Annotated in this window: 16 protein-coding genes; 9 read left to right on the top strand and 7 right to left on the bottom strand. The window is 54.2% G+C overall.

Annotated elements, in window-relative coordinates; all coding sequences use genetic code 11:
* Positions 1–23: 23 nt before the first annotated feature.
* On the bottom strand, positions 24–5,291 hold the full coding sequence (uvrA, locus tag B7994_RS05845; RefSeq protein WP_088637520.1) for an excinuclease ABC subunit UvrA: 5,268 nt from the start codon (positions 5,289–5,291) through the stop codon (positions 24–26).
* Between the two features lie 120 nt (positions 5,292–5,411).
* Here uvrA and B7994_RS05840 point away from each other — a divergent pair, with 120 nt between their 5' ends.
* The 3 genes from B7994_RS05840 to B7994_RS05830 are packed head-to-tail and all read left to right on the top strand — an operon-like array spanning position 5,412 to position 8,598.
* Positions 5,412–6,140, top strand: coding sequence for an FISUMP domain-containing protein (locus B7994_RS05840; protein ID WP_088637519.1), 729 nt, complete (start codon positions 5,412–5,414; stop codon positions 6,138–6,140).
* Positions 6,141–6,143: 3 nt separating this feature from the next.
* Positions 6,144–6,848 carry an FISUMP domain-containing protein gene (locus tag B7994_RS05835; protein ID WP_088637518.1) on the top strand — a complete coding sequence of 235 codons (705 nt, stop codon included), beginning with the start codon at positions 6,144–6,146 and terminating at the stop codon, positions 6,846–6,848.
* Between the two features lie 58 nt (positions 6,849–6,906).
* Positions 6,907–8,598: a right-handed parallel beta-helix repeat-containing protein gene (locus B7994_RS05830; protein WP_088637561.1), complete on the top strand. Its 1,692-nt coding sequence runs from the start codon at positions 6,907–6,909 to the stop codon at positions 8,596–8,598.
* 4 nt (positions 8,599–8,602) lie between these two features.
* Here B7994_RS05830 and B7994_RS05825 read toward each other — a convergent pair whose 3' ends face one another.
* The gene (locus tag B7994_RS05825; protein WP_088637517.1) at positions 8,603–9,253 is read right to left on the bottom strand and encodes a pyrimidine 5'-nucleotidase; all 651 of its coding nucleotides are present in this window, start codon (positions 9,251–9,253) and stop codon (positions 8,603–8,605) included.
* On the bottom strand, positions 9,253–10,560 hold the full coding sequence (locus B7994_RS05820; RefSeq protein ID WP_088637516.1) for a deoxyguanosinetriphosphate triphosphohydrolase: 1,308 nt from the start codon (positions 10,558–10,560) through the stop codon (positions 9,253–9,255). Before B7994_RS05820 ends, B7994_RS05825 begins: the two co-directional genes overlap by 1 nt.
* A gap of 74 nt (positions 10,561–10,634) precedes the next feature.
* On the opposite strand from B7994_RS05820, the gene B7994_RS05815 reads away from it, so the two are divergent.
* The 3 genes from B7994_RS05815 to B7994_RS05805 are packed head-to-tail and all read left to right on the top strand — an operon-like array spanning position 10,635 to position 13,577.
* Entirely contained in the window at positions 10,635–11,705 is a 1,071-nt protein-coding gene (locus B7994_RS05815; RefSeq protein ID WP_088637515.1) for an RluA family pseudouridine synthase, read from the top strand.
* A gap of 1 nt (position 11,706) precedes the next feature.
* Positions 11,707–12,318: a phosphodiesterase gene (yfcE, locus tag B7994_RS05810; protein ID WP_088637514.1), complete on the top strand. Its 612-nt coding sequence runs from the start codon at positions 11,707–11,709 to the stop codon at positions 12,316–12,318.
* Between the two features lie 14 nt (positions 12,319–12,332).
* The gene (locus B7994_RS05805; RefSeq protein WP_088637513.1) at positions 12,333–13,577 is read left to right on the top strand and encodes a nucleoside recognition domain-containing protein; all 1,245 of its coding nucleotides are present in this window, start codon (positions 12,333–12,335) and stop codon (positions 13,575–13,577) included.
* Here B7994_RS05805 and B7994_RS05800 read toward each other — a convergent pair whose 3' ends face one another.
* Positions 13,578–14,585: a calcium/sodium antiporter gene (locus tag B7994_RS05800; protein WP_088637512.1), complete on the bottom strand. Its 1,008-nt coding sequence runs from the start codon at positions 14,583–14,585 to the stop codon at positions 13,578–13,580.
* Between the two features lie 3 nt (positions 14,586–14,588).
* On the bottom strand, positions 14,589–15,605 hold the full coding sequence (locus tag B7994_RS05795; protein WP_144063771.1) for an outer membrane beta-barrel protein: 1,017 nt from the start codon (positions 15,603–15,605) through the stop codon (positions 14,589–14,591).
* A 58-nt stretch (positions 15,606–15,663) separates the two neighbouring features.
* Between B7994_RS05795 and B7994_RS05790 the strand changes: the two genes are divergently transcribed.
* Complete coding sequence (locus B7994_RS05790; protein WP_088637510.1) at positions 15,664–17,118, top strand: M17 family metallopeptidase; 1,455 nt, start codon at positions 15,664–15,666, stop codon at positions 17,116–17,118.
* A 28-nt stretch (positions 17,119–17,146) separates the two neighbouring features.
* Positions 17,147–18,793 carry a hypothetical protein gene (locus tag B7994_RS05785; RefSeq protein WP_088637509.1) on the top strand — a complete coding sequence of 549 codons (1,647 nt, stop codon included), beginning with the start codon at positions 17,147–17,149 and terminating at the stop codon, positions 18,791–18,793.
* Positions 18,794–18,914: 121 nt separating this feature from the next.
* On the opposite strand, the gene B7994_RS05780 is transcribed toward B7994_RS05785, so the two are convergent.
* The gene (locus tag B7994_RS05780; RefSeq protein WP_088637508.1) at positions 18,915–20,024 is read right to left on the bottom strand and encodes a hypothetical protein; all 1,110 of its coding nucleotides are present in this window, start codon (positions 20,022–20,024) and stop codon (positions 18,915–18,917) included.
* Positions 20,025–20,103: 79 nt separating this feature from the next.
* Here B7994_RS05780 and leuB point away from each other — a divergent pair, with 79 nt between their 5' ends.
* Positions 20,104–21,195: a 3-isopropylmalate dehydrogenase gene (gene leuB, locus B7994_RS05775; protein ID WP_073321933.1), complete on the top strand. Its 1,092-nt coding sequence runs from the start codon at positions 20,104–20,106 to the stop codon at positions 21,193–21,195.
* On the opposite strand, the gene B7994_RS05770 is transcribed toward leuB, so the two are convergent.
* Positions 21,192–22,310, bottom strand: a complete 1,119-nt coding sequence (locus tag B7994_RS05770) for a hypothetical protein (RefSeq protein ID WP_088637507.1) — start codon at positions 22,308–22,310, stop codon at positions 21,192–21,194. The genes leuB and B7994_RS05770 overlap by 4 nt on opposite strands.
* Between the last annotated feature and the right edge of the window lie 8 nt (positions 22,311–22,318).

Genomic DNA, 22,318 nt, shown 5'->3' with positions numbered 1-22,318 from the left:
TTATGCGAGATATATCACCAAATTCATTCGTTTTTGCCCATTTTAAGCAAATAGCCGCCTTCGGCGCCACCGACGGGACCTAGTTCCACTTTCCAGTCCGAAAGGCGAATAATATCGGGGTGGTGTTCGATGATAATAACCGTATCGCCGCGGGCAGAAAGTTTGCGCAACATGTTCCAGAGGATCTGAATATCCTTGAGGTGGAGCCCTGTAGTCGGCTCGTCGAGCAGGTAGACCATCTCTTGGGCGGGCTTGCGGGCAAGTTCCGCCGCCAATTTAAGGCGCTGGGATTCGCCGCCGCTGAGCGTGGTTACGGACTGGCCGAGCTTTACGTACGGGAGGCCCACGTCGCGCAGGCATTCCAGTTTCGGCAAAATTTTCGGCTGGTCCTTGAAGAACTCGCAGGCTTCGGCGACGCGCATGTCGAGCACGTCGGCGATATTCTTGCCCTTGAAAGTGACGGTGAGCGTTTCCTGGTTGTAGCGCTTGCCGCCGCAAACATCACAGACTTCCCACACGTCGGAAAGGAAGTGCATCTCTACCGAGATGGCGCCGCGGCCTTCGCAGGCCTCGCAGCGGCCGCGGGCCAAGTTGTAACTGAAGCGCCCGTAGTCGAAGCCTTTCAACTTGGCTTGCGGCAGTTTGGCGAATAGCTTGCGGATATCGTCAAACACGCCCGTGAAGCTCGCGGGCGTGCTGCGAGGCGTCCCCGAAATCGGACTCTGGTCCACCAGCAACACTTCGCCACTCTGCTTCTTTCGGCCACGGGCCTGGAACTTCTTCTTGAGGCGCGGGAAAATTTCGTCCATGACCATGGAACTCTTGCCCGAACCCGACACACCGCAGACCACGCTGATGGCGCCCTTCGGGAACTTTACAGACAAATTCTTCAAGTTATTGTGCTTGAGCTTTTCAAACTCGTAGAACTCCGTAGAATCCGTGATGGGCCTTGCCGCAATCTCGTTTGCCATCGGGATAGTGTGCGTGAGGTACTTGACCGTCTCGCTGCGCGGGAACTGCTGGAGCGCATATGGCTTGGAAAGCTGTGCCGGAGAGCCCTCGGCGACGACCTCGCCACCGAACTCGCCCGCCGCCGGGCCCATATCGATAATGTGGTCGGCAGCCTGCATCATCTTCATGTCGTGTTCCACGACCACGAGCGTATTGCCGAGGTCGCGCAGGCGGTAAAGCGTATCGAGCAGCATCGCGGTATCGCTTTCGTGTAGGCCCACAGTGGGTTCATCGAGCACGTAGAGCACGCCTTCGAGGCCGCTACCGATCTGGCTTGCGAGGCGGATACGCTGAGATTCACCGCCGGAGAGCGTATCGCCCGCGCGGTCGAGGCCGATATAGCCGAGGCCAACGCCCTTGAGGAAGTTCAGACGGCCAACAATTTCACGGAGCAAGGGTTCGGCGACCGTCATCTTGCCGTCGGCATTCTTGTCGCCCTTGAAATTGTCGCGCTTGAAGTTTTCGTTATTGAACCATTCGTAAGCCTGAGCGATGCTCATGTGGTTCACGTCCATGATGTTCTTGCCGCCGATGCGTACCGCGAGGTATTCGGGTTTGAGGCGTTCACCATGGCAGTCTGGGCAGACATGGCCATCGTAATCATGGCCGAGGCCAAGGCAGGTTTCGCAAGCGCCCCAGTGCGTGTTGAAACTGAAATGTTTCGGGTTCAGCGCCGAATCCATGTACCAGCCGCATTCGGGGCAGCCCGGTTTTTCAGAGCAGGCCAATCGACCGCCCTTCTCGTCTTCCACATAAAGGATTCCGTTACCGTCGCGGTAGCCGCGTTCAAAGGCTTCTACCAGGCGGGCACGGTTTTCTTCCTTGACCACTACCGTATCGACGATGGCGAACAACTGTTTTTCACGGGTCGGAATTTTCGGCAGCGGAAGTTCCACCAACTTATTGCCGAGGTAAACCTTGCGGTAACCCTTCTCAGTGAGGATTTTCGAAAGTTTCAGCACGTCCTTGATTTCGAACGGGGCCAGCACCGTGACTTTCTTGTTCAAATCGCGATCGAAGGCGTATTGCATCAGGTCGCCCGCGCTGTACGAAGCCACAGGCTTCCCGCATTTCAAGCAATGCGGGGTGCCGACCCTCGCCCAAAAAATGCGGAAGTAGTCATAAATTTCGGTGAGGGTCGCCACCGTACTGCGCGGGCTCTTGCTCGCACTCTTCTGGTCGATGGCGATGGCTGGCGCCAGGCCCGAAATAGAATCGATACTCCCGTGGTCGGGGCGCCCGAGGAAACGACGAGCGTAAGTGCTCAACGTCTCTACAAAGCGGCGCTGGCCTTCGCTAAAGAGCGTATGGAAAGCAAGGCTCGACTTACCGGAACCCGAAACGCCCGTCACCACAGTCAACTTGTGGCGCGGAATCGTGACGTCGATGTTCTTGAGGTTGTGCTTACGAGCGCCATGCACCTCAATATCGAGCGACAAGTCTTCGCCGCCCTTGAGCGTGCGGTCAAAATGATGGTTCTCGCCATGCTTCTTTGCAAGCACCGGCGCGAGGTAGCGGCCCGTCTCGGATTTTTTGCACTTCGCAATCTGTTCGGGCGTACCCGTTGCAATTATTTTACCGCCGTGAATACCCGCATCCGGACCCAAGTCGATAATCCAGTCGGCGCACTTGATTACGTCCAGGTTGTGTTCGATAATCACAATGCTATTGCCGAGACCGCGCAGGCGATTCAGGCAATCCATGAGCTTGCGGATATCTTCAAAATGCAAGCCCGTCGTCGGTTCGTCAAGCAGATAGAGCGTCTTGCCGGTACCCGGGCGGCGAAGTTCCGACGCAATCTTGATGCGCTGCGCCTCTCCCCCGCTCAATGTTGTCGAAGGCTGGCCCAATGTAAGGTAACCAAGACCCACTTCCACGAGCAAGTTCAGCGGTTCTGCAATCTTCGGGATATCCTTGAAAAATTCCGCCGCATCGGCAATGCTCATGTCGAGAATTTCAGAGACATTCTTGCCCTTGAAATAAACTTCGCGGGTCGCATCGTTAAAACGCTTGCCGCCGCACACTTCGCAAGTCACCTGTACGCTCGGCAGAATGTGCATGTCGACGATTTTCACGCCCGCACCTTCGCACGCATCGCAACGGCCGCCCTTCACGTTGAAGCTGAAACGGCTCTTGCTGTAACCGCGAATTTTGCTTTCTTCCATGCTCGCGAAAAGGTCGCGCACATCGTCCCAAATCTTGGTGTACGTCGCCGGATTGCTTCGCGGCGTGCGGCCAATCGGTGTCTGGTCGATTTCAATTACCTTGTCAATATTCTCGAGGCCTTCCAGATGATCGAACTTTCCGACCGGTTCTTCCGCATTATAGAATACGCGAGCCAGTTCGCGGCGCAGAATCTGGTTGATGAGCGTACTCTTGCCGGAGCCCGAAACGCCCGTCACCACGGTCAACGCGCCATCGAGCGGAATTTCCACATCGATGTTCTTGAGGTTGTTTTCCGCCGCACCGCAAATCTTGAGTTTCGGCGTATTCTTGTCAATCTTCTTGCGCTTTTCGGGTATCTCGATTGCCTTGCGGCCACTCAAGTACGCGCCCGTCAGCGAAGCCTTGTTCTTCTCGAGTTCCTCGACGGTTCCTGCCGCAATCACGCGACCGCCTTCCACGCCGGCACCCGGCCCCACGTCAATCACGCAGTCCGCATGGCGCATGGTGTCTTCGTCGTGTTCCACGATAATCAGGGAGTTGCCCTGCGCACGCAAATGCTCCAGCATCCCGAGCAGTTTATCGTTATCGCGCGGGTGGAGCCCGATGCTCGGCTCGTCAAGCACGTAAAGCACGCCCTGCAAGCCAGCACCCACGGCGCTTGCCAAGCGTATGCGTTGGGCCTCGCCACCGCTCAATGTGGACGCCTTGCGGTTGATATTCAGATAGCCAAGCCCCACCGCATTCAAGAAAGAAAGTCGTCCGCGAATCTCTTTCAGAATTTCCTTGCCGATTCGCTTTTCCTTTTCGGACAAGTCGAGCTTGTTGAAAAATTCCACCGACTTCTCGACGGACCATTCCGTCATCTCGGTCAGATTCACTCCATGGAACGTGACCGCGTTCGCCGTACGGTTGATACGCGTGCCGTGGCATTCAGGGCAAACGCCAATCTGCATGTACTTGCGGAAGTGGTAGATGTGCCACATATCCCACAGTTCCTGCATAATCGGGATAATTCCGCGTTCCGATTCGCTCGGCGTGCCGTACAAGACGGCATCCTGTTGCGCCTTCTTGAGTTTGTTCCACGGCGTATCCAGCGAAAAATGCATTTCGTTCGCGATGTTTCTCAAGTTGCGTCGCCCGAAGTCGCTAAAAATCAGCGTGCCGTCATCCTTCTTGATAGTCGCGATGCAGCCTTCCTTGATGGACTTCGTCTTGTCCGGGATAATCAAGTCCAGGTCGAACTTGTAGCTTTCGCCCATGCCCTTACAGGCGGGGCAACGGCCCTTCGGGTCGTTAAAGCTGAAGAACCGCGGTTCCAGTTCCGGAATGGAGATGCCGCACTTGGGACAAGCGAGCAGCGTTCCCTGCAGGCGGTATTCTTCCTTCGCCTCGCCCGTAACCAGCAAGAAGCTCACCAACTTTCCGTCAGTCAGTTTCAGCGCGCCTTCCAGCGCCTCGCGCAGGCGGCTCATGTTCTTGCGTTCGAGCGTCAGGCGGTCAATCACCGCTTCAATCGTGTGCTTCTCGTAACGCACCAGCGCCGGGACATCTTCAAGCCTGTAAATCGTGCCATCCACACGGGCACGCACAAATCCGTTTTCCTTGAGTTCGGCCAGTTCCTTGCGGTATTCACCCTTGCGCTCCTGCACAATCGGCGCCATCACCGTAATCTGCTTGCCCTCATCGCTCACATACAAATTATCGACAATCTGGTCCACCGTCTGGGCCTGAATCACGCGCCCGCAATCGGGGCAATGTGGCACGCCGAGACGCGCAAAAAGCAAGCGGTAATGGTCCAAAATCTCGACCACCGTACCCACCGTCGAACGCGGGTTGCGGTTCACCGTCTTCTGGTCAATCGAAATCGTCGGCGAAATGCCGCGCACGCTCTCCACCTCGGGGTGTTTCATGCGGCCAATGAACTGGCGCGCGTACGCCGAGAGCGACTCCACGAACCGCCTCTGCCCTTCCTGGAACACCGTATCGAACGCGAGGCTCGACTTGCCCGAACCCGACACGCCGGTCACCACCACGATGGAATCGCGGGGAATAGAAAGGTTCACATGCCTAAGGTTATGTTCGTGCGCGTCGCGGATTTCGATGGACTTGGTCATGCCACAAATATAGTGAACAAATGTGTAAACGTCAAGTAGGTTTTGTCGTATTATCGCCCCTGGCTAGCAATCTATCGAATTTATACATCTTTTTTTACAAAAAAAAGTATATTCGCAAGCATGAAAAAATTCCTTTGTTTGACAACAGTTTCTTTATTGCTTTGTGCATGTGGTGACAACTCCTCCGCCCCGCAAGAAATAGATTTTGCCTCGTTATGCCCCACAAATGCACGAGGAACATTCATTGACGATCGAGATGGTCATGAATACCGCTATACTACTATCGGTAAACAGGTGTGGATGGCAGAAAACTTGACGTACGAAATGAAATATTATAACGATGACGGCAGTGAATTGACATCCTTTTGCAACTATGGTGTTTATGGATCATGCTATTACCCTCCTTTCAAGGATATTTATCCCGATATAACGTTGGAAGAATCCCTATGCCCTAAGGGGTGGCATGTACCGAGTAACGACGAGATTGACGAATTGATAAAGAACGTGGGAGGCTATGGTATCGCAGGCCAAATCCTGAAGAGTTCCTCTGGCTGGGGAAACATCAATCCCGACGAAAATTCTAACGGAACGGATGCTTGCGGCTTTGATATGAAACCTGGTTCAATGTTTTTTTCAAGTAACGACGAATCTGACTACAAAAAAAATTATTATGGATCATTCATGAGTAGCACCCATGTTCCGAACATGTCTGCCTATGCCGAGGACTCGACAGGGAGATATTATCACGATATTTTTTACAGCTACATTTTTTATTCCAGAAGCGATTCGGTTCAACGATGGGAAGAATACTATCATTCGTCGGACTTCATTCGCTGCGTAAAGGATTAAGATATGAACAAGGCAATACTTAAGTTATTTGTGCTCCTTTGTGTTTGCGCCTTTGTCGGATGTGACGACTCCACGTCGTCTAGTCCGGAACCCGTAGATTTTGCGACCCTTTGCCCAGCAAGTGCGCGTGGAACTTTTATAGACGAACGCGATAGCAATGAATATGCATACACTACCATCGGGGACCAGGTCTGGATGGCCGAAAATCTGAAATACAATCTCAAGTACAGTGTCTGTTACGATAGCCTTTCGGCGAATTGCGACACTTATGGCAGATTCTATGTTTTTGAGTCCCTGGAGTTCAATCTTCTTGGCCGTATTACAGAAATGGAATTCTTTTGGGACAGCGTCTATACGCTTTGCCCTAGAGGATGGCGCGTAGCTAAAGCGGACGATTTCAAGCACTTGCGCGAACAGGTCCAGGCTGACGCCAAATCCTTGATTTCCACTTCGGATGGCGGCAATGACCTATGCGGTTTTAACTTGAAATTGGCCGGGAAATACGGATATAAGGATGGCGAACGACAATTCTATGGCAAAGGCAGTCTAGCGAGTCTGTGGACACAAACTCGTAGCGATGTTGATGCCGCCTACACACAGACAATTGACGATCGAGAAGAAATACCTGACCTATACGCGGGTTACGGCAATATACTAAGTAGCAGCTGGGTGAACTATATGGGCAACATTCGCTGCGTGAAAGAATAGAAGATCAACCCTTTGCGCCCCAAATAGAGTATATTATAACTAGTTGCTCGAGGTGCTTATGGGAAAAGAGTTCTTGCTTGCTTTGGGGGTTGCCCTCTCGATGGTTCAGGCGTTTGGTGCCGTGTACTACGTGGCGACTGACGGCAGCGACAGTGCGGCGGGTACAAAAGACAAGCCCTTCGCCTCGCTCAACAAGGCGAATACCGTGGTGCATGCGGGCGACACCGTGTGGATTCGCGGCGGCATCTACGACCTGCACGATACCGTCTTTTTCGCACGGTACAAAATGACTGCGGCAATAGTCTTGACGGCAAGCGGCGAGAGCGACAACAACCGCATCCATTACCTCGCTTACCCGGGCGAGCGCCCGATTTTTGACGGTGCGAACCTCCCCGTGGCTGCTGGCGGGGAACACAGCGACGGCACTCCCGAGGGAGCGATGTATACCTCGCCGATTGTGATTTCGGCAAAGTACCTGCACTTGAAGGGTTTTGAGGTGCGGAACACGCCCATGAAGCACAATTCCAATTCCGGCGTTTTCCTTTACGCGAGCAAGCACATCTTCTTGGAAAATATGGACAGCCATCACAATGCGGGCCCCGGATTCTTCGCGAACGACGGCGCGCCAGATGGCGGAGGACACATCTTCCTCAACTGCGATGCCCACGACAACTACGACCCCTTGGGCTGGCAGGGCGATGGCGAAAATGCCGACGGCTTCGGCGCGCATTACCAGAAACCCGGCGAGGGCGATACGACCAAGTTTATCGGGTGCCGTTCCTGGTGGAATAGCGATGACGGTTTTGACTTCATTAACCAGGAATTTCCTGTGGTGCTGGAGAACTGCTACGCCATGGGAAACGGCTACAGCGACTACGGGCGCGGCGATCCTTCACACGGCAACGGTCACGGCATCAAGATGGGTGAAAGTACGCTCGGTGGCGGGCGACATACCATCAAGTTCTGTGTCGCCTGGAAAAACAAGGCCACGGGCTTTTATGCGAACTATACCGGCGTCGGCAGCAAATGGATCAACAATACGTCGTACATGAATAAGGACAGGGCCTTCAGCATGGCGTCCACACTCTTCGATTCCGAAGGCAACCGCCTGGCCGATGTCGCGCCGCTCACAGGCGACAACGCGCATGTGCTCAAGAACAACATCGCCTTCCCGAACAAGCTTTCGCAAATCGGAGAATGCTGGGAGAAAATATCGAGCCAGAACATCGACCACTATGTGGAATGCCCTGCCGGCGAGAACAACACGTGGAACCTGAAACTCGACCTGACCGAAGACGACTTCATGAGTCTCGATGACCCGAGCATGACCGTGACCGGCGAAGATCTTTCGAAGATGGCGGGAATCCTCGGCCCGCGCAATGCTGACGGCAGCCTCCCGAACGTAGACTTCCTGAAACTCAAGAAAGAGAGCCGCGCCATCGACAGGGGCGAAGATGTGGGCTTCCCGTTTGCTGGCGAAGCTCCTGACCTCGGCGCATTTGAATACGGGCTTTCGAGCAGCTCAATGGGGTCGAGTTCGAGCGCCGCTTCCATCACGATGAAACTTCGTTATCCTACCGAGACTCTTGAAACGATAAGCGTGTTCGATATGCAAGGTTGTTCCCTTGGAACACTGCCGTCGGAGTCCATGCGTGGAAATATCGCGGAAATCCTGCGCATGAAATTTGGGGCATCCGGTATTTACCTGCTTCGGCAGGGAAAAACAGTACAGCAGGTTCGCGTAAGGTAAGCCTCTACAGGGCCTTTAGTTCAAGCAGGTGCCCCACGTGATGGTCCACCCAGTCGGGAGCCTCGATATTCGGGTTGACAAGCACGGTGGTCCAACCGCGGGCATGCGCGGGTTCCAGGTTGCGTAGGGAATCCTCGAGCAGAACGATTTCCTTCGGGTTGGCAGGCATTGCCCATCCCTTTTCCGGCAAAACACGGGCAAGCCATTTCTCTATTTTCGCATACGCGCTTTCGTGTGGCTTGCCTTCCCAGTCCATCATCTTCAGGTCGAACACGCCGTCTATGGCGGAATCAATCCCCATGTGGGCCATGCCCGCCTCGCTCCAGTCGTGACGCCCGTTGGTAAAAACAAACCGCGGACCTTCAAGGCTCTTCAGGAGCGCAAGCTTATCGGGAGCTTTCTTGGGGTAAATCAGATGCTCCGGCTCATGGATGAAATCGAAGAAGTCATCCGGGTCGGTGCCGTTCATAGCCATCAGGCCAGAAAGCGTGGTGCCGAACCGCACAAGGTATTCCTTGCGGATACGGGTCGCGTTCTCGAAATCACCGCCTACGGTCTTCTGTACAAAGAGCGCGATGCGCCTGTCCAGCGAATCAAGGACAAAGCGCTCCTCCTCCCCGTACAATGTAAGATCGTAGTCAAAAAGCCAGACCATTATACGCCCATTGCAAGGCCACCAATCTGGCGTGCCAGATATGTTGCGTAGTTGTCTGTCATGCCGCTCACAAAGTCGAGAACCTGATGGTACGCTTCGGTGGCCGAGACACTCTGTCCAATCTTTGCCTGCCCGATAAGGCGCACGATACGGTCGGCACGGTACGAATTCTTGCCATTCTGGCGATAGTCGTATACGCCGTTGATAAAGGCATCGAGCACGGTCGCAAGCGTCGTATAGCTACCGACTTCGAGTTCCGTCTTGCGACGATCCGGATAGATGCGTTCCTTCCCGAGGCGCTTGCCTATGCGAATTCCCCACATCACGTCGGATTTGGAGAGATCGATAAGGTGTTGCTTGAGCGTGCCGTTCATGATTTCTTCGTAATGATTCACGAAAACAACGGCCACGTCGTCGATCAGGTTCTGGATTGCCTTCCCGCGAATACTGCTGAGAAAGTCGCGGAAATTGCGCCCGTTTTCTTCGTACTCGCGGTCAATATTCACTTCCGGACCACAGAGGTAGATAAACATGTCGCGCACGTCGGCAAAAGAAAGGATGCCCAGTTCGATGGCGTCTTCCACGTCGAGAATGGAATAGCAGATATCGTCTGCGGCTTCCATCAGGTACACAAGCGGGTGACGGACCCAGCGGCCCCTTTCAATTTGCGGGAGCCCGAGTGTTTCGGCTGTTATTTCGTACAGGTCATATTCTGTCGAGAACAGGCTTGTGGGGCAACCGTACATCGCAAGTTGCGGGTACTTTATCATTGACCCGATAGTCGCATACGTAAGGCGCATGCCGCCATCGAGAAAGTGGTATTCCAGCTTGCTCAGAATGCGGTGACCCTGCGCATTGCCGTCGAAGTTCTCGAAGTCGGCCATCTCGCGGTCGCTCAGGCCACAAAGCGGTGCGCTTGTTCTGTTCTTGCGGAACCATTCGCGGATGGCTGCCTCCCCCGCATGCCCGAACGGCGGATTGCCGATATCATGCGCAAGGCATGCGGACTGCACAATGGTACCGAACTGGTATTCGTTGATATATTTGGGCAGATACTTCTTGATCAGGTGGTAAACCGTAATCGCGAGGCTGCGGCCTACACTCGAAACCTCGATGCTGTGCGTAAGGCGGCTGTGCACGTGGTCGTTCACCGAGAACGGGTGCACCTGCGTCTTGCGGCCAAGCCTGCGGAAAGCGGTAGAAAAGACAATGCGGTCGTAATCCCTGTGGTAGTCAGAGCGGTTCGGATCCGGATCGGCCGGATGGCCGAAGCGCGTCGCCGACAAAAGTGTTTCCCAATTGAGCATGACGCAAATATATAAATTCTGCAAGGCGAGTGAAGCGACAAACTTGTTTGGCATTTATTTCTATCTTTCATTACATGATTACGCGTATCATCGACCGCAACTTCGCCAACATGCGCCTCGACAGGTTCCTGCGCAAGGCTTTCCCCGACGAATCCCTATCCATATTCTTCGCTGTCATCCGCAAGAAAAAGGTGCGCGTAAACGGCGTTGTCGGCAAGGCGAATCAGATGCTTGTCGAAGGTGATACTGTCTGCATTTACGAAAATTTCAAGAGCGTGGAAGGGGAAGAACATAGCGGGGACACCCCGCAACGCCCCGACGCAGGAGCCAGCAAATCCGGTTTTGCGAAGAACAAGTCCACCTGGGGCAAGGCGCTCTCTCCCGCAGAAAAGCAGGCGGGCTGGGGCGCGAAAGACCTCGACATCGTTATCCAGACAGAAGACTATGTTGTCGTGAACAAGCCTTCGGGACTTGCAAGCCAGCCCGGTTCGGGTACGCGTCCGGGCGAAAGCCTGGTGGAATACCTTTGGGAATGGGGCCGTCGCGAAGGGCTCGATTTCAAGCCCACGATTGCACACAGGCTTGACCAGGAAACCTCTGGGCTCATTGTCGCAGCCCTCCATGGCGATACGCTCCGAGACCTCACCCGACTCATCCGCGAACACGAAGTCGACAAGTTCTACTTCGCGCTGGTCAAGGGCAACCTGAAAAAAGACAAAGGAACCATCTCAGAATCGCTCACCCGCACCGATGCTGCAAAAGGCAGCAAGATGAAGGTTGGCGAAACTGGAAAGGATGCAAAAGAGGCCATAACGCACTACCGCGTCAAGCAGCACTATGTGGGTTATGACCTCGTGAAAATCAAGCTCGAGACCGGCCGCATGCACCAGATCCGTGCCCACTTTGCAAGTATCGGGCATCCGCTCCTGGGTGACAGCCGCTACGGTGACTTTGCGCTCAACCGCGAAGCGAAAAAAGAACTCGGGCTTCACCGTCTGTTCTTGCATAGTTGTCGCTTAGAATTTGTATGGAAGGGCGAACGCAAAGTTTTCGACTGCCCGCTCCCGAAGGAACTCCAGAGTGTGATCGATAAACTTAAACCCGTGCATTTCAGGCATGATTCCGTTGAGCAGCGTAGGAAATAAGATGCGCGCACTGATACTTTCCGATATTCATGGTTCCGCTATTGCCGCAAGGCAGGCACTTTCTTTTTTTGATAAGTTCAACTGTGACCGCATCTTTTTGCTCGGCGATACCCTCTATCATGGCCCGCGCAATCCGCTCCCCGAAGGCCATGGCCCGATGGGTGTCGTAGAGGCTTTGACCCCGTACAAGGGCCGCATTACCGCCGTCCGCGGGAACTGTGACGCCGACGTGGACCTGATGATGCTCGATTTCCCCATCGAAGATGAATATGCTGTCGTGAAGGATTCAAACACCACCCTGTTCCTGAGCCACGGGCATATCTTCGAACCGAACTGTTTCCCCGCAAATGCGCTCGAGACGCTAGAACCCGCCAATCTCGAAAACGGCTGCCGCAAGGTTGACGCGTATCTTTACGGTCATACGCATATCTGGAAACTCGAAAAAAACTTCAAGGGGGTCCTTATCGTGAACCCCGGTTCTACGAGCCTCCCCAAGGGCGGGAACGCGCCGACCTTCGCCCTCTACGAGAGCGCGACAGGAACCTCCCCTGCCAAGTTTAGCATCCACAGGCTCGATGACGGCAGTGAACTTGCATCGGCAGAAATTTCTTAACCTATATTTAAGTCATGGTCTTAAACGTTATCTGGCTTATCTTCTTCTTTGGCGCGTTTGTCGCGTGCATGGTACAGTGGCTCGTCTTTGGCGACACCGGAATCTTCAACAAGGCAATCCTCGGCGCGTTCGACATGTCGAAAACCGCGTTCGAAATCGCCCTCGGCCTCACGGGCATACTTTCCCTCTGGCTCGGCATCATGAAGATTGGCGAGAAGGCGGGAGCCGTCCAGATTCTCGCGAAAATCGTCTCCCCGCTGTTTAGCCGCCTTTTCCCCGAAATTCCGAAGAACCACCCGGTCGTGGGCACGATGCTCATGAACATCAGCGCGAACATGCTCGGGCTCGATAACGCGGCCACCCCGATGGGCCTGCAGGCGATGAAACAACTGCAGGAACTGAACCCGAACGAAGACAAGACTGTCGCGAGCAACTCGCAGATTATGTTCCTCGTGTTGAACGCAAGCGGACTTACGCTCATCCCTGTGAGCATCATGACTTACCGCGCCCAGATGGGTGCGGCAAACCCGAGCGACATTTTCCTCCCCATTCTTCTTTCCACGTTCTTCAGCACCATGGCGGGCATCTTCGCGCTCAGCTTTTTCCAGAAGGTAAAGCTCAAGGACCCGGTAACGGTCGCATGGCTCGGCGGGCTTTCCGCCTGCGTCATCGCCATCATGTTCTACTTTAGCCACCTCACCGCCGAAGCTATCGGCACTACGAGCCTCTTCATCAGCGGCATCGTGCTGTTCGGCATCATTGTCGCGTTCCTCGGGCTCGCGGTGTACAAGAAGGTGCAGGCCTACGAAGCGTTTGTCGAAGGTGCGAAGGACGGTTTCCACACCGCCGTGATGATTATCCCGAACCTGGTCGCCATCCTCGTGGGTGTCGCCGTGTTCCGCGCAAGCGGTGCGATGGACTTGCTCATGAACGGCATCTCGTGGGTTCTCGGGCTGTTCGGCATCGGGAACGATATCGTGCCAGCACTCCCCACTGCATTCATGAAGCCCCTTAGCGGGAGCGGTGCCCGCGGCATGATGATCGACGCCATGAAGGCACTCGGCCCCGACAGTTTTGCCGGTCGCCTAAGCTGCATGTTCCAGGGAGCCGCCGACACCACGTTCTACATCATCGCGGTGTACTTCGGTTCTGTAGGTGTTAAGAAGACACGCCACGCCGTCACCTGCGCCCTCATCGCCGACGCCGTGGGCGTGATAGCGGCAATCGCCATCGCGTACCTGTTCTTCCCGCCGGTCTAATTAAATCTTTCCGGTGGCCTGTGCAATCAGGACGCCAATGTAGCCGATATAAACGGCAAGGAATGTTGCGCCCTCAATGCGGTTGATACGTCCGATGCGCTTGCCATCTGCGCCGACGCGGCTTTTGCGGACAGGTAATCCGAAGAGTAGGAGCAGGGCTGTCAGTACGGCCATCACGGGCATATCACGGGTAAATACGGCCGGCTCGTAGGAATTCATCGGGGCGATTGTAGCCGCAATGCCAACTACAGCAAGCGTATTAAAAAGGTTTGACCCGATAATGTTCCCGAAGGCAAGATCATCCTCGCCCTTGCGTGCCGCTGCTATGGAACTTGCAAGTTCCGGTAGGGATGTCCCTACGGCGACAATAGTAAGGCCAATAAGAAGGTCGCTCACACCGAGCGAACGGGCAATCTCTACAGCCCCCCACACTAGTGCGCGGGAACTTCCGACCAACAGTGCTAGCCCAAGCAGAAGCCAAAAAAGTGATTTTCCGAGCGAAAGCTTTTCCGAACTACTATCGGAGCCTTCTGCTTCCGCAGTGCCCGTCTTGGACTTGCGGCGCATCTCGCTTGCGATATTCACGCCCATTACAAGCGCGAAAACGACTAGGAGGATTATGCCGTCGGAGCGGCTTACGGAACCGTTCATCATCAGGACGAATGACAGGGCTGTCACGACCATCAGGACCGGCAGGTCACGGAATAGTGCCTTCCGGACCACGATGACCGGAGAAACGATTGCCGTCATGCCTAGAATCAGGGCGATGTTTGCGATATTACTCCCGTAGGCATTGCCGAGCGCGAGTTCTGGAGCGTTCTGCATTGCCGAGAGGGCCGAAACGACCATTTCGGGTGCAGACGTACCAAAGCCCACGACGACCATTCCGATAAGAAGCGTACTCATGCCGCAGAAACGCGCGACACCTACGGCGCCATCGACGAATTTGTCCGCACTCCAGACAAGAACCCCAAGCCCGAGAAGTACAGCGACAATCGGAAGAATCATATATTAGAATGCGTAGAAAGAAAGACCGAGGAGGAGGGTGCTGGAGGTGAGTTCGTTCAAGCGCCATACAAGCGGAACATCTTCATAGAAGTTCGAGAAGCCGCATTCGTAGCGGATATCGAACGACATGTAGCGGTTCGCCTTGATGGTCAGTCCGAGAACCAGAGCAAAGTCGACAGAACTGCGGTAATCCAGGTCAATCATGTCTGCACTACGCTTGATCGTCGAGTCTGCAGAATATTCATAGGAATACTTGAAGTTGTCCTGCACGGGAATGGATACCTGTGCACCGAAGTCAAGCGTGAAGCTGGAATAGGGAGACTTGAGCGTAAAGAGGAACGGTACCGAGATACGGTCCATCTTGAACTTGACGTTCATCTCCTTGGTGTAGTCCGAACTGTAGATATAGGTGGCGCTAGCATCGCTGTGGTCGTAAAGGACACCGATCTTGAAGCCCATCATGTATGCGTTGAGCGGGAAAATCGCAAATAGACCCGCCTTCCAGGCGATACCGCTATAGGATTCGTCGAAATCCCAGTCGTTTGCATAGAGGGTATTCGTTCCGAGGAAAGCCTGTGCACCGAACGTGAAGCGCATTGGCACAGGTTCGGTCGTAGCGCGGGAGGATTCCTTTCCCCTTACAGCCTTCGGCTCGGCGATAGGTTCCTCGTTGTAGGGCACAGACGAGGCATCGACGCCACGGACAGCCATCGGAGCCGGCATGTCGCCGTACTGTTCGGGCTCGGCAACTGGCTCTGCGGTTTCTGCAACGGGCTCGGCAGCCGGAGCGGGTTCTGCAGCCGGTTCGGCGACCGGAGCTTGCTCTGCTTCAACCGTTTCTGCGGGGGCAGCCGCCTCAGGTGCAGCATTTTCTGCTACAGCAGGTTCAGCAGGCGCTTCAGCGGCAACCGCCGGTGCAGCGTTTTCTGCAGGTTGAGCTGCCGGTGCGGCAGGTTCCTGGGCCAGCGCAAAGGCGGCCATTGCCAAAACTAACCCGAAGGCTTTTACTTTCTTGTTCATAAATCGCTCCCTGAAGGATTTCTTCATTTATTATAGAAAAAATTCTATCTTTCTGACCATGAAATTAAATATTATCGCCAATGAAAGCGAAAAAGCAGGCACAACAGCCCTCTTTTTCGTAAAGAAATCCGTTCAATTTTCCGCCGTGCTCAGCGAAGCGGGCGAAAAACAGGTCGATTCGGTGCTCGAAAGCATGAATGACGGCCCCTTCGAGGACCTGGAATACCTCGAAATTGACGGCAGGCCAACTTTGTTCGTAGACGCCGCCAAGGAACGCGGACTCTCGAACCTCGACCACCTGCGCATGGCAGCCTACCGCCTCGCCTGCCGTGCCATGAAAAAACAGATTAGCAGCGTGAGCCTGATGCTCGCCGACTGCGCCGACGAACAGTTCAAGGCTATCCTCCACGGGCTCCACTACGCCGAATACAAGTTCGACGCCTACAAGAGCAAGCAGAAGCCGAATTTCCAGGTGACCTACGAGATTGTCGCCGGTGAACACACCGCCGCCTTCAAGAAAATCGCAGAAGAAGTCGCCATCGAGAACAAGGCTGTTGTACTCGCCAAGAACCTCATCAACACTAGTGCAGCAGACCTCTACCCCGCCGAGTTTGTAGAAAACGCTAAGACCATCGCGAAGTACACGCCGGGCCTTTCCATAAAGGTGCGCAACATGAAGCAGCTCGAAAAGGAAGGCTTCATGGGTCACGTGACCGTCGGCAAGGGCAGTTCCCGCGAGCCCTACATGGTTACGCTCGACTACAAGCCCGCCAAGCGCACTTCGAAGGACCACCTTGTCATCGTCGGCAAGGGACTCACCTTCGACACCGGCGGACTCTGCCTCAAGCCGGCCAAGTCCATGCCCGAAATGATTAGCGACATGAGCGGAGCCGCTACCGCACTCGCCGCCATCCAGGCAATCGCCTCCCTCAAGTTGCCCGTGCACGTAAGCGCCGTCTGCTGCCTCGCCGAAAATGCCATCGGCAACAAGTCCGTACTGCCGGGCGATATTTTCAAGGCCAAGAACGGCAAGACAGTGATGGTCGACAACACCGACGCCGAAGGCAGGCTCGTGCTCAGCGACGGACTTGCCGAAGCGGGCGAAATCGGGGCAACGCACATAGTAGACCTCGCCACGCTTACCGGAGCCATGGTTCGCGCCCTCGGCTATGCCATCACCGGATTCTTCAGCAACGACGACGATTTGGCCCTGAAGGTCATCAACTGCGGCGAGGCCTGCTGCGAAAAGTTCTGGAGCATGCCGCTCGAAGAGGAATACGCCGACTCGCTCAAGGACAAGTTCGCCGACCTCAAGAACACCGGCAGCGACGCTGGCGCCATCGCCGCAGCGCTCTTCTTGCAGGAATTCGTTCCCGAGAATACCGCCTGGGCCCACTGGGACATCGCGGGCACGGCCTTCACGACAAAGAAGTGGAAGTACACCGAATACGGCGCCACCGGCTTCGGCGTACAGACGCTTATCGAACTTGCAAGAGAAATGAGCCTAAACTAAACAGCCTCACAGCAAAAACGGAGCCGACATGAAAAAATCAGCCTTCATTATTTCCGGTGTTGCTCTGCTCGGCGCAACATTCCTTTTCACGGCCTGCGGCGATGACGATTCCTCCGGACGTAAGGTCATCACCGAAGTAAACTCAATTTACGAACTGGGAACCTGCGGCGAGGACAACCAAGGCGATACCGTATATGCCAAGGAACAGGACGCAGAATATTTTTGCGATGAAAACAAGTGGCGCCCCGTCGAAGACACCAGCACGACAAGTTCGTCGAGCAAGGCTAATTCCTCCTCTTCGGGCAAGAAGAGTTCCTCAAGCACCAAAAACAGTTCTTCATCCGCTTCGGAAGAAGACCTCAAGAACTTCGTCAAGCTCTGTGAAGCTTCCGGAGGCAAGGAAAAGGACGGCGTCTGCGTCTGCAATGAAGAAATCTGCGACGTCGGTTCCGTATGCAATACCGTGAGCAAAAAATGCGCGAACCCCATCAGCACAGCCGAAAGCGAATGCGACGACAGCTACAAGAGCACCTGCTCCGATAGCCCCGTAGGAATCGGCATCGTCAAAGAATGCGTAAAGGGCGTTCTCGTGAACCGCTCGTGCGGAACGGTATCTTGTAACGAAAAGGGCACGGACTGCGGCGAGTGCATCAACGACGTGCAGACCTGTACCGAAGACAAGAAATTCCACGCAACAGTCACCCGCTGCGAAAAGGGCAAGAAGGTGACCGAAAGCTGTGGCGATAAATCCTGCGACCCGCGCGACAACGGTTGCGGCGCGTGCACGAACTACGAACACACCTGCACCAACGATGACGAAGAAAAGGGAACCGTCTACGAGTGCGTCGCCGGCGAAGCCAAGAAGGCCGTTTCCATATGCGGCAACAAGTCGTGCCGTACCGACAAGGCCATCTGCGGCGAGTGCCTGAACGGCGAACTGAGGTGCGACAACGACAACAACAACAATGCCGTCATGTACAGGTGCGTCGACGGGCAATGGGAACGGCTCCATAACAAGTTCGACCCGCTCGACAAGGACAATTACAAATGTCCCGTCGCTTGTAGAGAGGGCACCGATCCACAGATAATGGATTACGAATGCGACATAAACCAATGTTCTGATTGTGATCCATGCTGGGGTGAACCAATGGTGGGATCTCCCTCCAATCCAAACCCCTGCTACGACGAGAAACGTTGCAAACAAATTCTCAAGGATGAAGATCCCGACTACCCGCCGTTCAGGGATTTCGAAACGAAAAATAAATGGAAGGCCCTGATTCCCGAAGAAAAAATGGCCGTGAAGACCGTTACAGGATACAACTGGAAAGACTATACCCACACTGACGTTAATGACCGAGTGGGGCCTTTCGAGTTTGACCTTACAAACGAGACGCGCCGCGTATCGTGCAACGCCTTGGGAACCTACTTCGGCAAATGCCACAACACCCTGCAGACCTGCATCAACACAAGTTATCACAAAGGTGGATTCATGGTGGTCTGCGCTAACGGTGAACTTATCGACGAAGAGAAGGAAGGAGACGGAATCGCTTGCAATTGCGAAATAACAACTAACAACGCCGAGGGATGTTGTTACACCAGAAGTGCCTGCTTCAAGCAAACCAACTGGTCTAGGGACCGCTGCGCTAAGCCCCAGAGCACCGCTGCCGACGAATAATTTCAAAGCCAAAACAAGCAGAAAGGAACCGCAAGGTTCCTTTTTTGCATTCGAGAAGATGCTCCGCTCCGTCAATAACGGCACCGTAAGGCAAGTGCGGATTGCACGATAAACTCAAATATTAACGTATTCCCGCGATAAGGGTTCCGTCCTTTTTGCGGAGCCCTACAGTGGCAATGGGAATTTTATCCAGATAGCCTAACTGCTCTAGCGTAAAAGATAAGTCCGTCATTTTAAAGCGGTATAATGCCAACCATCCCAGAAAGCCATCTTCATGTTCTTTGTTCCTGCGGACAAGGGCAAACAATTCATCACAGGTTTTCCCGGCAGTAGATTTACAAGTATGTAGGCCAGACATTCCATCCAGGGCAAACGATTCCATTGTCCATATTCTATGGCTCTGGTGGGATAAAGCAATCAATGTGTCGCCATCTTTTTCAACAGCCCGTTGAATGCGGGAAAAGTCTGTTGAAGACAAATTGCAAGGGTATGCCAAACCGTCTTTATAGCACATTTCAAACGGAATAACACCGTCACCTTCATAAGGGTGTATCCGCTTGTAATAAATAGAACTAAATAGGTAATCTGTTTCAAAGCGTTCTGCAAAAATTGATTCATCGACATAGACACTATATCTTTCTTCCACCCAAGGTATTTTTTCGGCAGTAAGAACGCTGTCCGGGAAAAGTTTCTTTGAAACAACAACTCGAGCGAACAATTCATCGCATTTTAAGCCATCAGAAGACTGACACAGCGCCTGATAGGTACTGTCGTCATTAAGATATATAGGCGAATAGAACGGATTACCCTTAAAAATCAAGAGGCCATCCTTTAAGACTAAACTTGGAGAGGAATTTTCGTACGCATTATAGTAGACATACTGCAAACGGACCCTTATTCCCTTTTGGGGATCGCTATAGTTCAATTTCTTGGCAAGGTTCACCAGTAAGGCTGAATCCAGGGAACAAGGATGTTTCACCGAGACGCTATCAACGTCCGAAAAACAGACGTCGTACAATAATTTTCCACTTGTGCTGTCCAGACTATAATCTGGTTTAAGAAAATCAATGGCGCGCGAATATTTATCATCACTCGTGTCATAAGGAGTGAAATAATTATTGAATTGTGCGGAATCTAGCACCCTATAGGTTTTTACGGAAACCGTCTCGGCCTGCTGGCCACATCCTGCCAAAATCGCTAAAATCAAAAGAACCAGAACTCTATAAAGCATACATAACCCGCAAAAAAGCGCTCCTCACCCATAATTTTACTAAATTTGAGCCGTTCAAATACAAAACCAAGGATTAACAATGAGCAAGAATTACAAGATTGCAGTGCTTCCGGGCGACGGTATCGGCCCCGAAGTCATGAAAGAAGCTGTCCGCGTGCTGGACGTCGTTTCCAAGAAGTTCGGTTTCGACGTGAACGCCGAATGGGCAAACGTCGGTGGTGCCGCCTATGACGAAAGCGGTTCCCCGCTGCCGGAAAGCACCCTCAAGCTGGGCGAAGCTTCTGACTGTATTCTTTTCGGTTCCGTGGGCGGCCCGAAGTGGGAACACCTCCCCCCGAACCTGCAGCCGGAACGCGGTGCCCTCCTCCCGCTCCGCAAGCACTTCAAGCTTTTCTGCAACCTCCGCCCGGCCCGCGTCTATAAGGAACTCGCTGGCGCATGCCCGCTCCGCGCCGACATCGTCGGTGACGGTTTCAACATCCTCACCGTCCGCGAACTGACGGGTGACGTTTACTTTGGCCAGCCGAAGGGCCGCGAAGGCGTTCCGGGCTCCAAGGAAGAAATCGGTTTCGACACCATGAAGTACAGCCGCTACGAAGTCGAACGCATTGCCCGCTTCGCCTTTGACGCCGCCATGCTCCGCAACAAGAAGGTCGCCTCCATCGACAAGGCCAACGTGCTCACCACGAGCGTGCTCTGGCGCGAAGTCGTGAACGAAGTCATCAAGGACTACCCGGAACTGACTCTCGAACACCTCTATGTGGATAACGCCGCCATGCAGCTTCTGAAGCGCCCGCGTGAATTCGACGTGCTCCTCTGCCCGAACCTCTTCGGCGACATCCTGACCGACGAATGCGCCATGCTCACCGGTTCCATGGGCCTCCTCCCGTCCGCTTCTATCGCCGAAGGTTCTTTCGGCCTCTACGAACCGGCCGGTGGTTCCGCTCCGGACATCGCAGGCAAGGGTATCGCTAACCCGCTCGCCCAGATCCTCTCCGTGGCATTGATGCTCCGCTACACCTTCAAGGAAGAAGAAGCGGCCAAGGCTATCGAAGCTGCTTGCGAAAAGGTCATCGCCCAGGGCTTCCGCACTGGCGACATCTACCAGGAAGGCTGCACCAAGGTCGGCACGACCGGCATGGGCGACGCCATCATCAAGGCTTTGGGTTAATTATCGCGGTCGTCGAAGGCCTGAGCTTCCTCGGGTTCTTCGACAGTCCACTCACGAATGTGGTCGGCCAGTTCTTTCTGGCCGGCCTTTTCTAGTTCATCCGAAATTCCGTTCAGGATTTCTGCATCTTCTGCGGGCAAATCCTTCTCGTACATGTCGATATACTTCCCGAGAAGCTCATAGCGCTTCATACCGAGGAGCAACTGCATGAATTCGGTATCGACGTTGCCACCGCTGCGGAAGCTGGAATGTTCCTGCAACAGGGAATCGGCTTTGGCGGCATCCACAAGCTGGCAGAGGCGTGCAAGGTTGATGACCTTCGGGAACTTTTCGTACAAAAGGTTCGCAATCTTGAGGCAATCGGACTTGCGGCCTTCCTTGTCGGCAACGGCCGCCATGAGGTCGAGATAAGCCTCTTCGTCTTCGGCACCGGGGTCGCGCACGTCGCCGAGCCACTGCTTGGCAAGTTCAATGTTGCCAGCGACAAAGTATTCGTTCGCGATATCGATAAGCGTCGCGTTGCTCTTGTCCGGATCCTTGAGGAGGGCGGCCTTCGTGTAGCGTTCGCAATCGCCCACGGCATCGGACATGTCGGTAATGGCGTCGATGATGTCTTCGCGGTTCTGGAGTTCCACTTCGGTTACCGTCGCGATGAGTTCATCAATAAGTTTCTTTGCGGCCTCGTCGGGCAGAACCTCGTTGAGCGAGAGGAACAGCACGGAACGGCCTTCCCCACCCACATGGCGGAGCGCCAAGTCGTGAATCAAATCAGAAATATATTCCTTGTCTTCGTACTGGCTCGCAAGTTCCACAAAGAAGGTGCCCGCATCGTAGAAGAGGCTCTCCCAGTCGTCGCGTTCCTCATCGTCGGCCTTGAACGAAAGGAAGTCGGTACGGAGCGTCCAGGCGAGCAGTTCGAGCTGCAGGCCCACGTCCTTGAAATCTTCGATATCGTCGATAGTCTGCGCGATAAATTCATACAGTTCATCCGGACGGTGCAACAGGCGGCTCTGCCCGCTGATAATCTGCGTGAGCGTGTCGCGGATACGGTCTTCCTTACCACGGAAGGCGGCGGCACCGCTATTCGATTTCCAAACTTTTTTCTTTTTAGCCATATCTACAA

The organism is Fibrobacter sp. UWR2, from assembly GCF_002210285.1.
GTDB lineage: Bacteria > Fibrobacterota > Fibrobacteria > Fibrobacterales > Fibrobacteraceae > Fibrobacter.
This window is presented reverse-complemented; position numbering and strand designations above follow the sequence as displayed.

What these genes read in the sequence shown, in the direction of transcription:
- B7994_RS05815 (WP_088637515.1), top strand. Translation starts at nt 10,635, where the DNA reads ATGATTACGCGTATCATCGACCGCAACTTCGCCAACATGCGCCTCGAC.
- B7994_RS05825 (WP_088637517.1), bottom strand. Translation starts at nt 9,253, where the DNA reads ATGGTCTGGCTTTTTGACTACGATCTTACATTGTACGGGGAGGAGGAG.
- B7994_RS05785 (WP_088637509.1), top strand. Translation starts at nt 17,147, where the DNA reads ATGAAAAAATCAGCCTTCATTATTTCCGGTGTTGCTCTGCTCGGCGCA.
- B7994_RS05770 (WP_088637507.1), bottom strand. Translation starts at nt 22,310, where the DNA reads ATGGCTAAAAAGAAAAAAGTTTGGAAATCGAATAGCGGTGCCGCCGCC.
- B7994_RS05780 (WP_088637508.1), bottom strand. Translation starts at nt 20,024, where the DNA reads ATGCTTTATAGAGTTCTGGTTCTTTTGATTTTAGCGATTTTGGCAGGA.
- B7994_RS05790 (WP_088637510.1), top strand. Translation starts at nt 15,664, where the DNA reads ATGAAATTAAATATTATCGCCAATGAAAGCGAAAAAGCAGGCACAACA.
- B7994_RS05830 (WP_088637561.1), top strand. Translation starts at nt 6,907, where the DNA reads ATGGGAAAAGAGTTCTTGCTTGCTTTGGGGGTTGCCCTCTCGATGGTT.
- yfcE (WP_088637514.1), top strand. Translation starts at nt 11,707, where the DNA reads ATGCGCGCACTGATACTTTCCGATATTCATGGTTCCGCTATTGCCGCA.
- B7994_RS05795 (WP_144063771.1), bottom strand. Translation starts at nt 15,605, where the DNA reads ATGAACAAGAAAGTAAAAGCCTTCGGGTTAGTTTTGGCAATGGCCGCC.
- leuB (WP_073321933.1), top strand. Translation starts at nt 20,104, where the DNA reads ATGAGCAAGAATTACAAGATTGCAGTGCTTCCGGGCGACGGTATCGGC.
- B7994_RS05820 (WP_088637516.1), bottom strand. Translation starts at nt 10,560, where the DNA reads ATGCTCAATTGGGAAACACTTTTGTCGGCGACGCGCTTCGGCCATCCG.
- B7994_RS05835 (WP_088637518.1), top strand. Translation starts at nt 6,144, where the DNA reads ATGAACAAGGCAATACTTAAGTTATTTGTGCTCCTTTGTGTTTGCGCC.
- B7994_RS05840 (WP_088637519.1), top strand. Translation starts at nt 5,412, where the DNA reads ATGAAAAAATTCCTTTGTTTGACAACAGTTTCTTTATTGCTTTGTGCA.
- B7994_RS05800 (WP_088637512.1), bottom strand. Translation starts at nt 14,585, where the DNA reads ATGATTCTTCCGATTGTCGCTGTACTTCTCGGGCTTGGGGTTCTTGTC.
- B7994_RS05805 (WP_088637513.1), top strand. Translation starts at nt 12,333, where the DNA reads ATGGTCTTAAACGTTATCTGGCTTATCTTCTTCTTTGGCGCGTTTGTC.
- uvrA (WP_088637520.1), bottom strand. Translation starts at nt 5,291, where the DNA reads ATGACCAAGTCCATCGAAATCCGCGACGCGCACGAACATAACCTTAGG.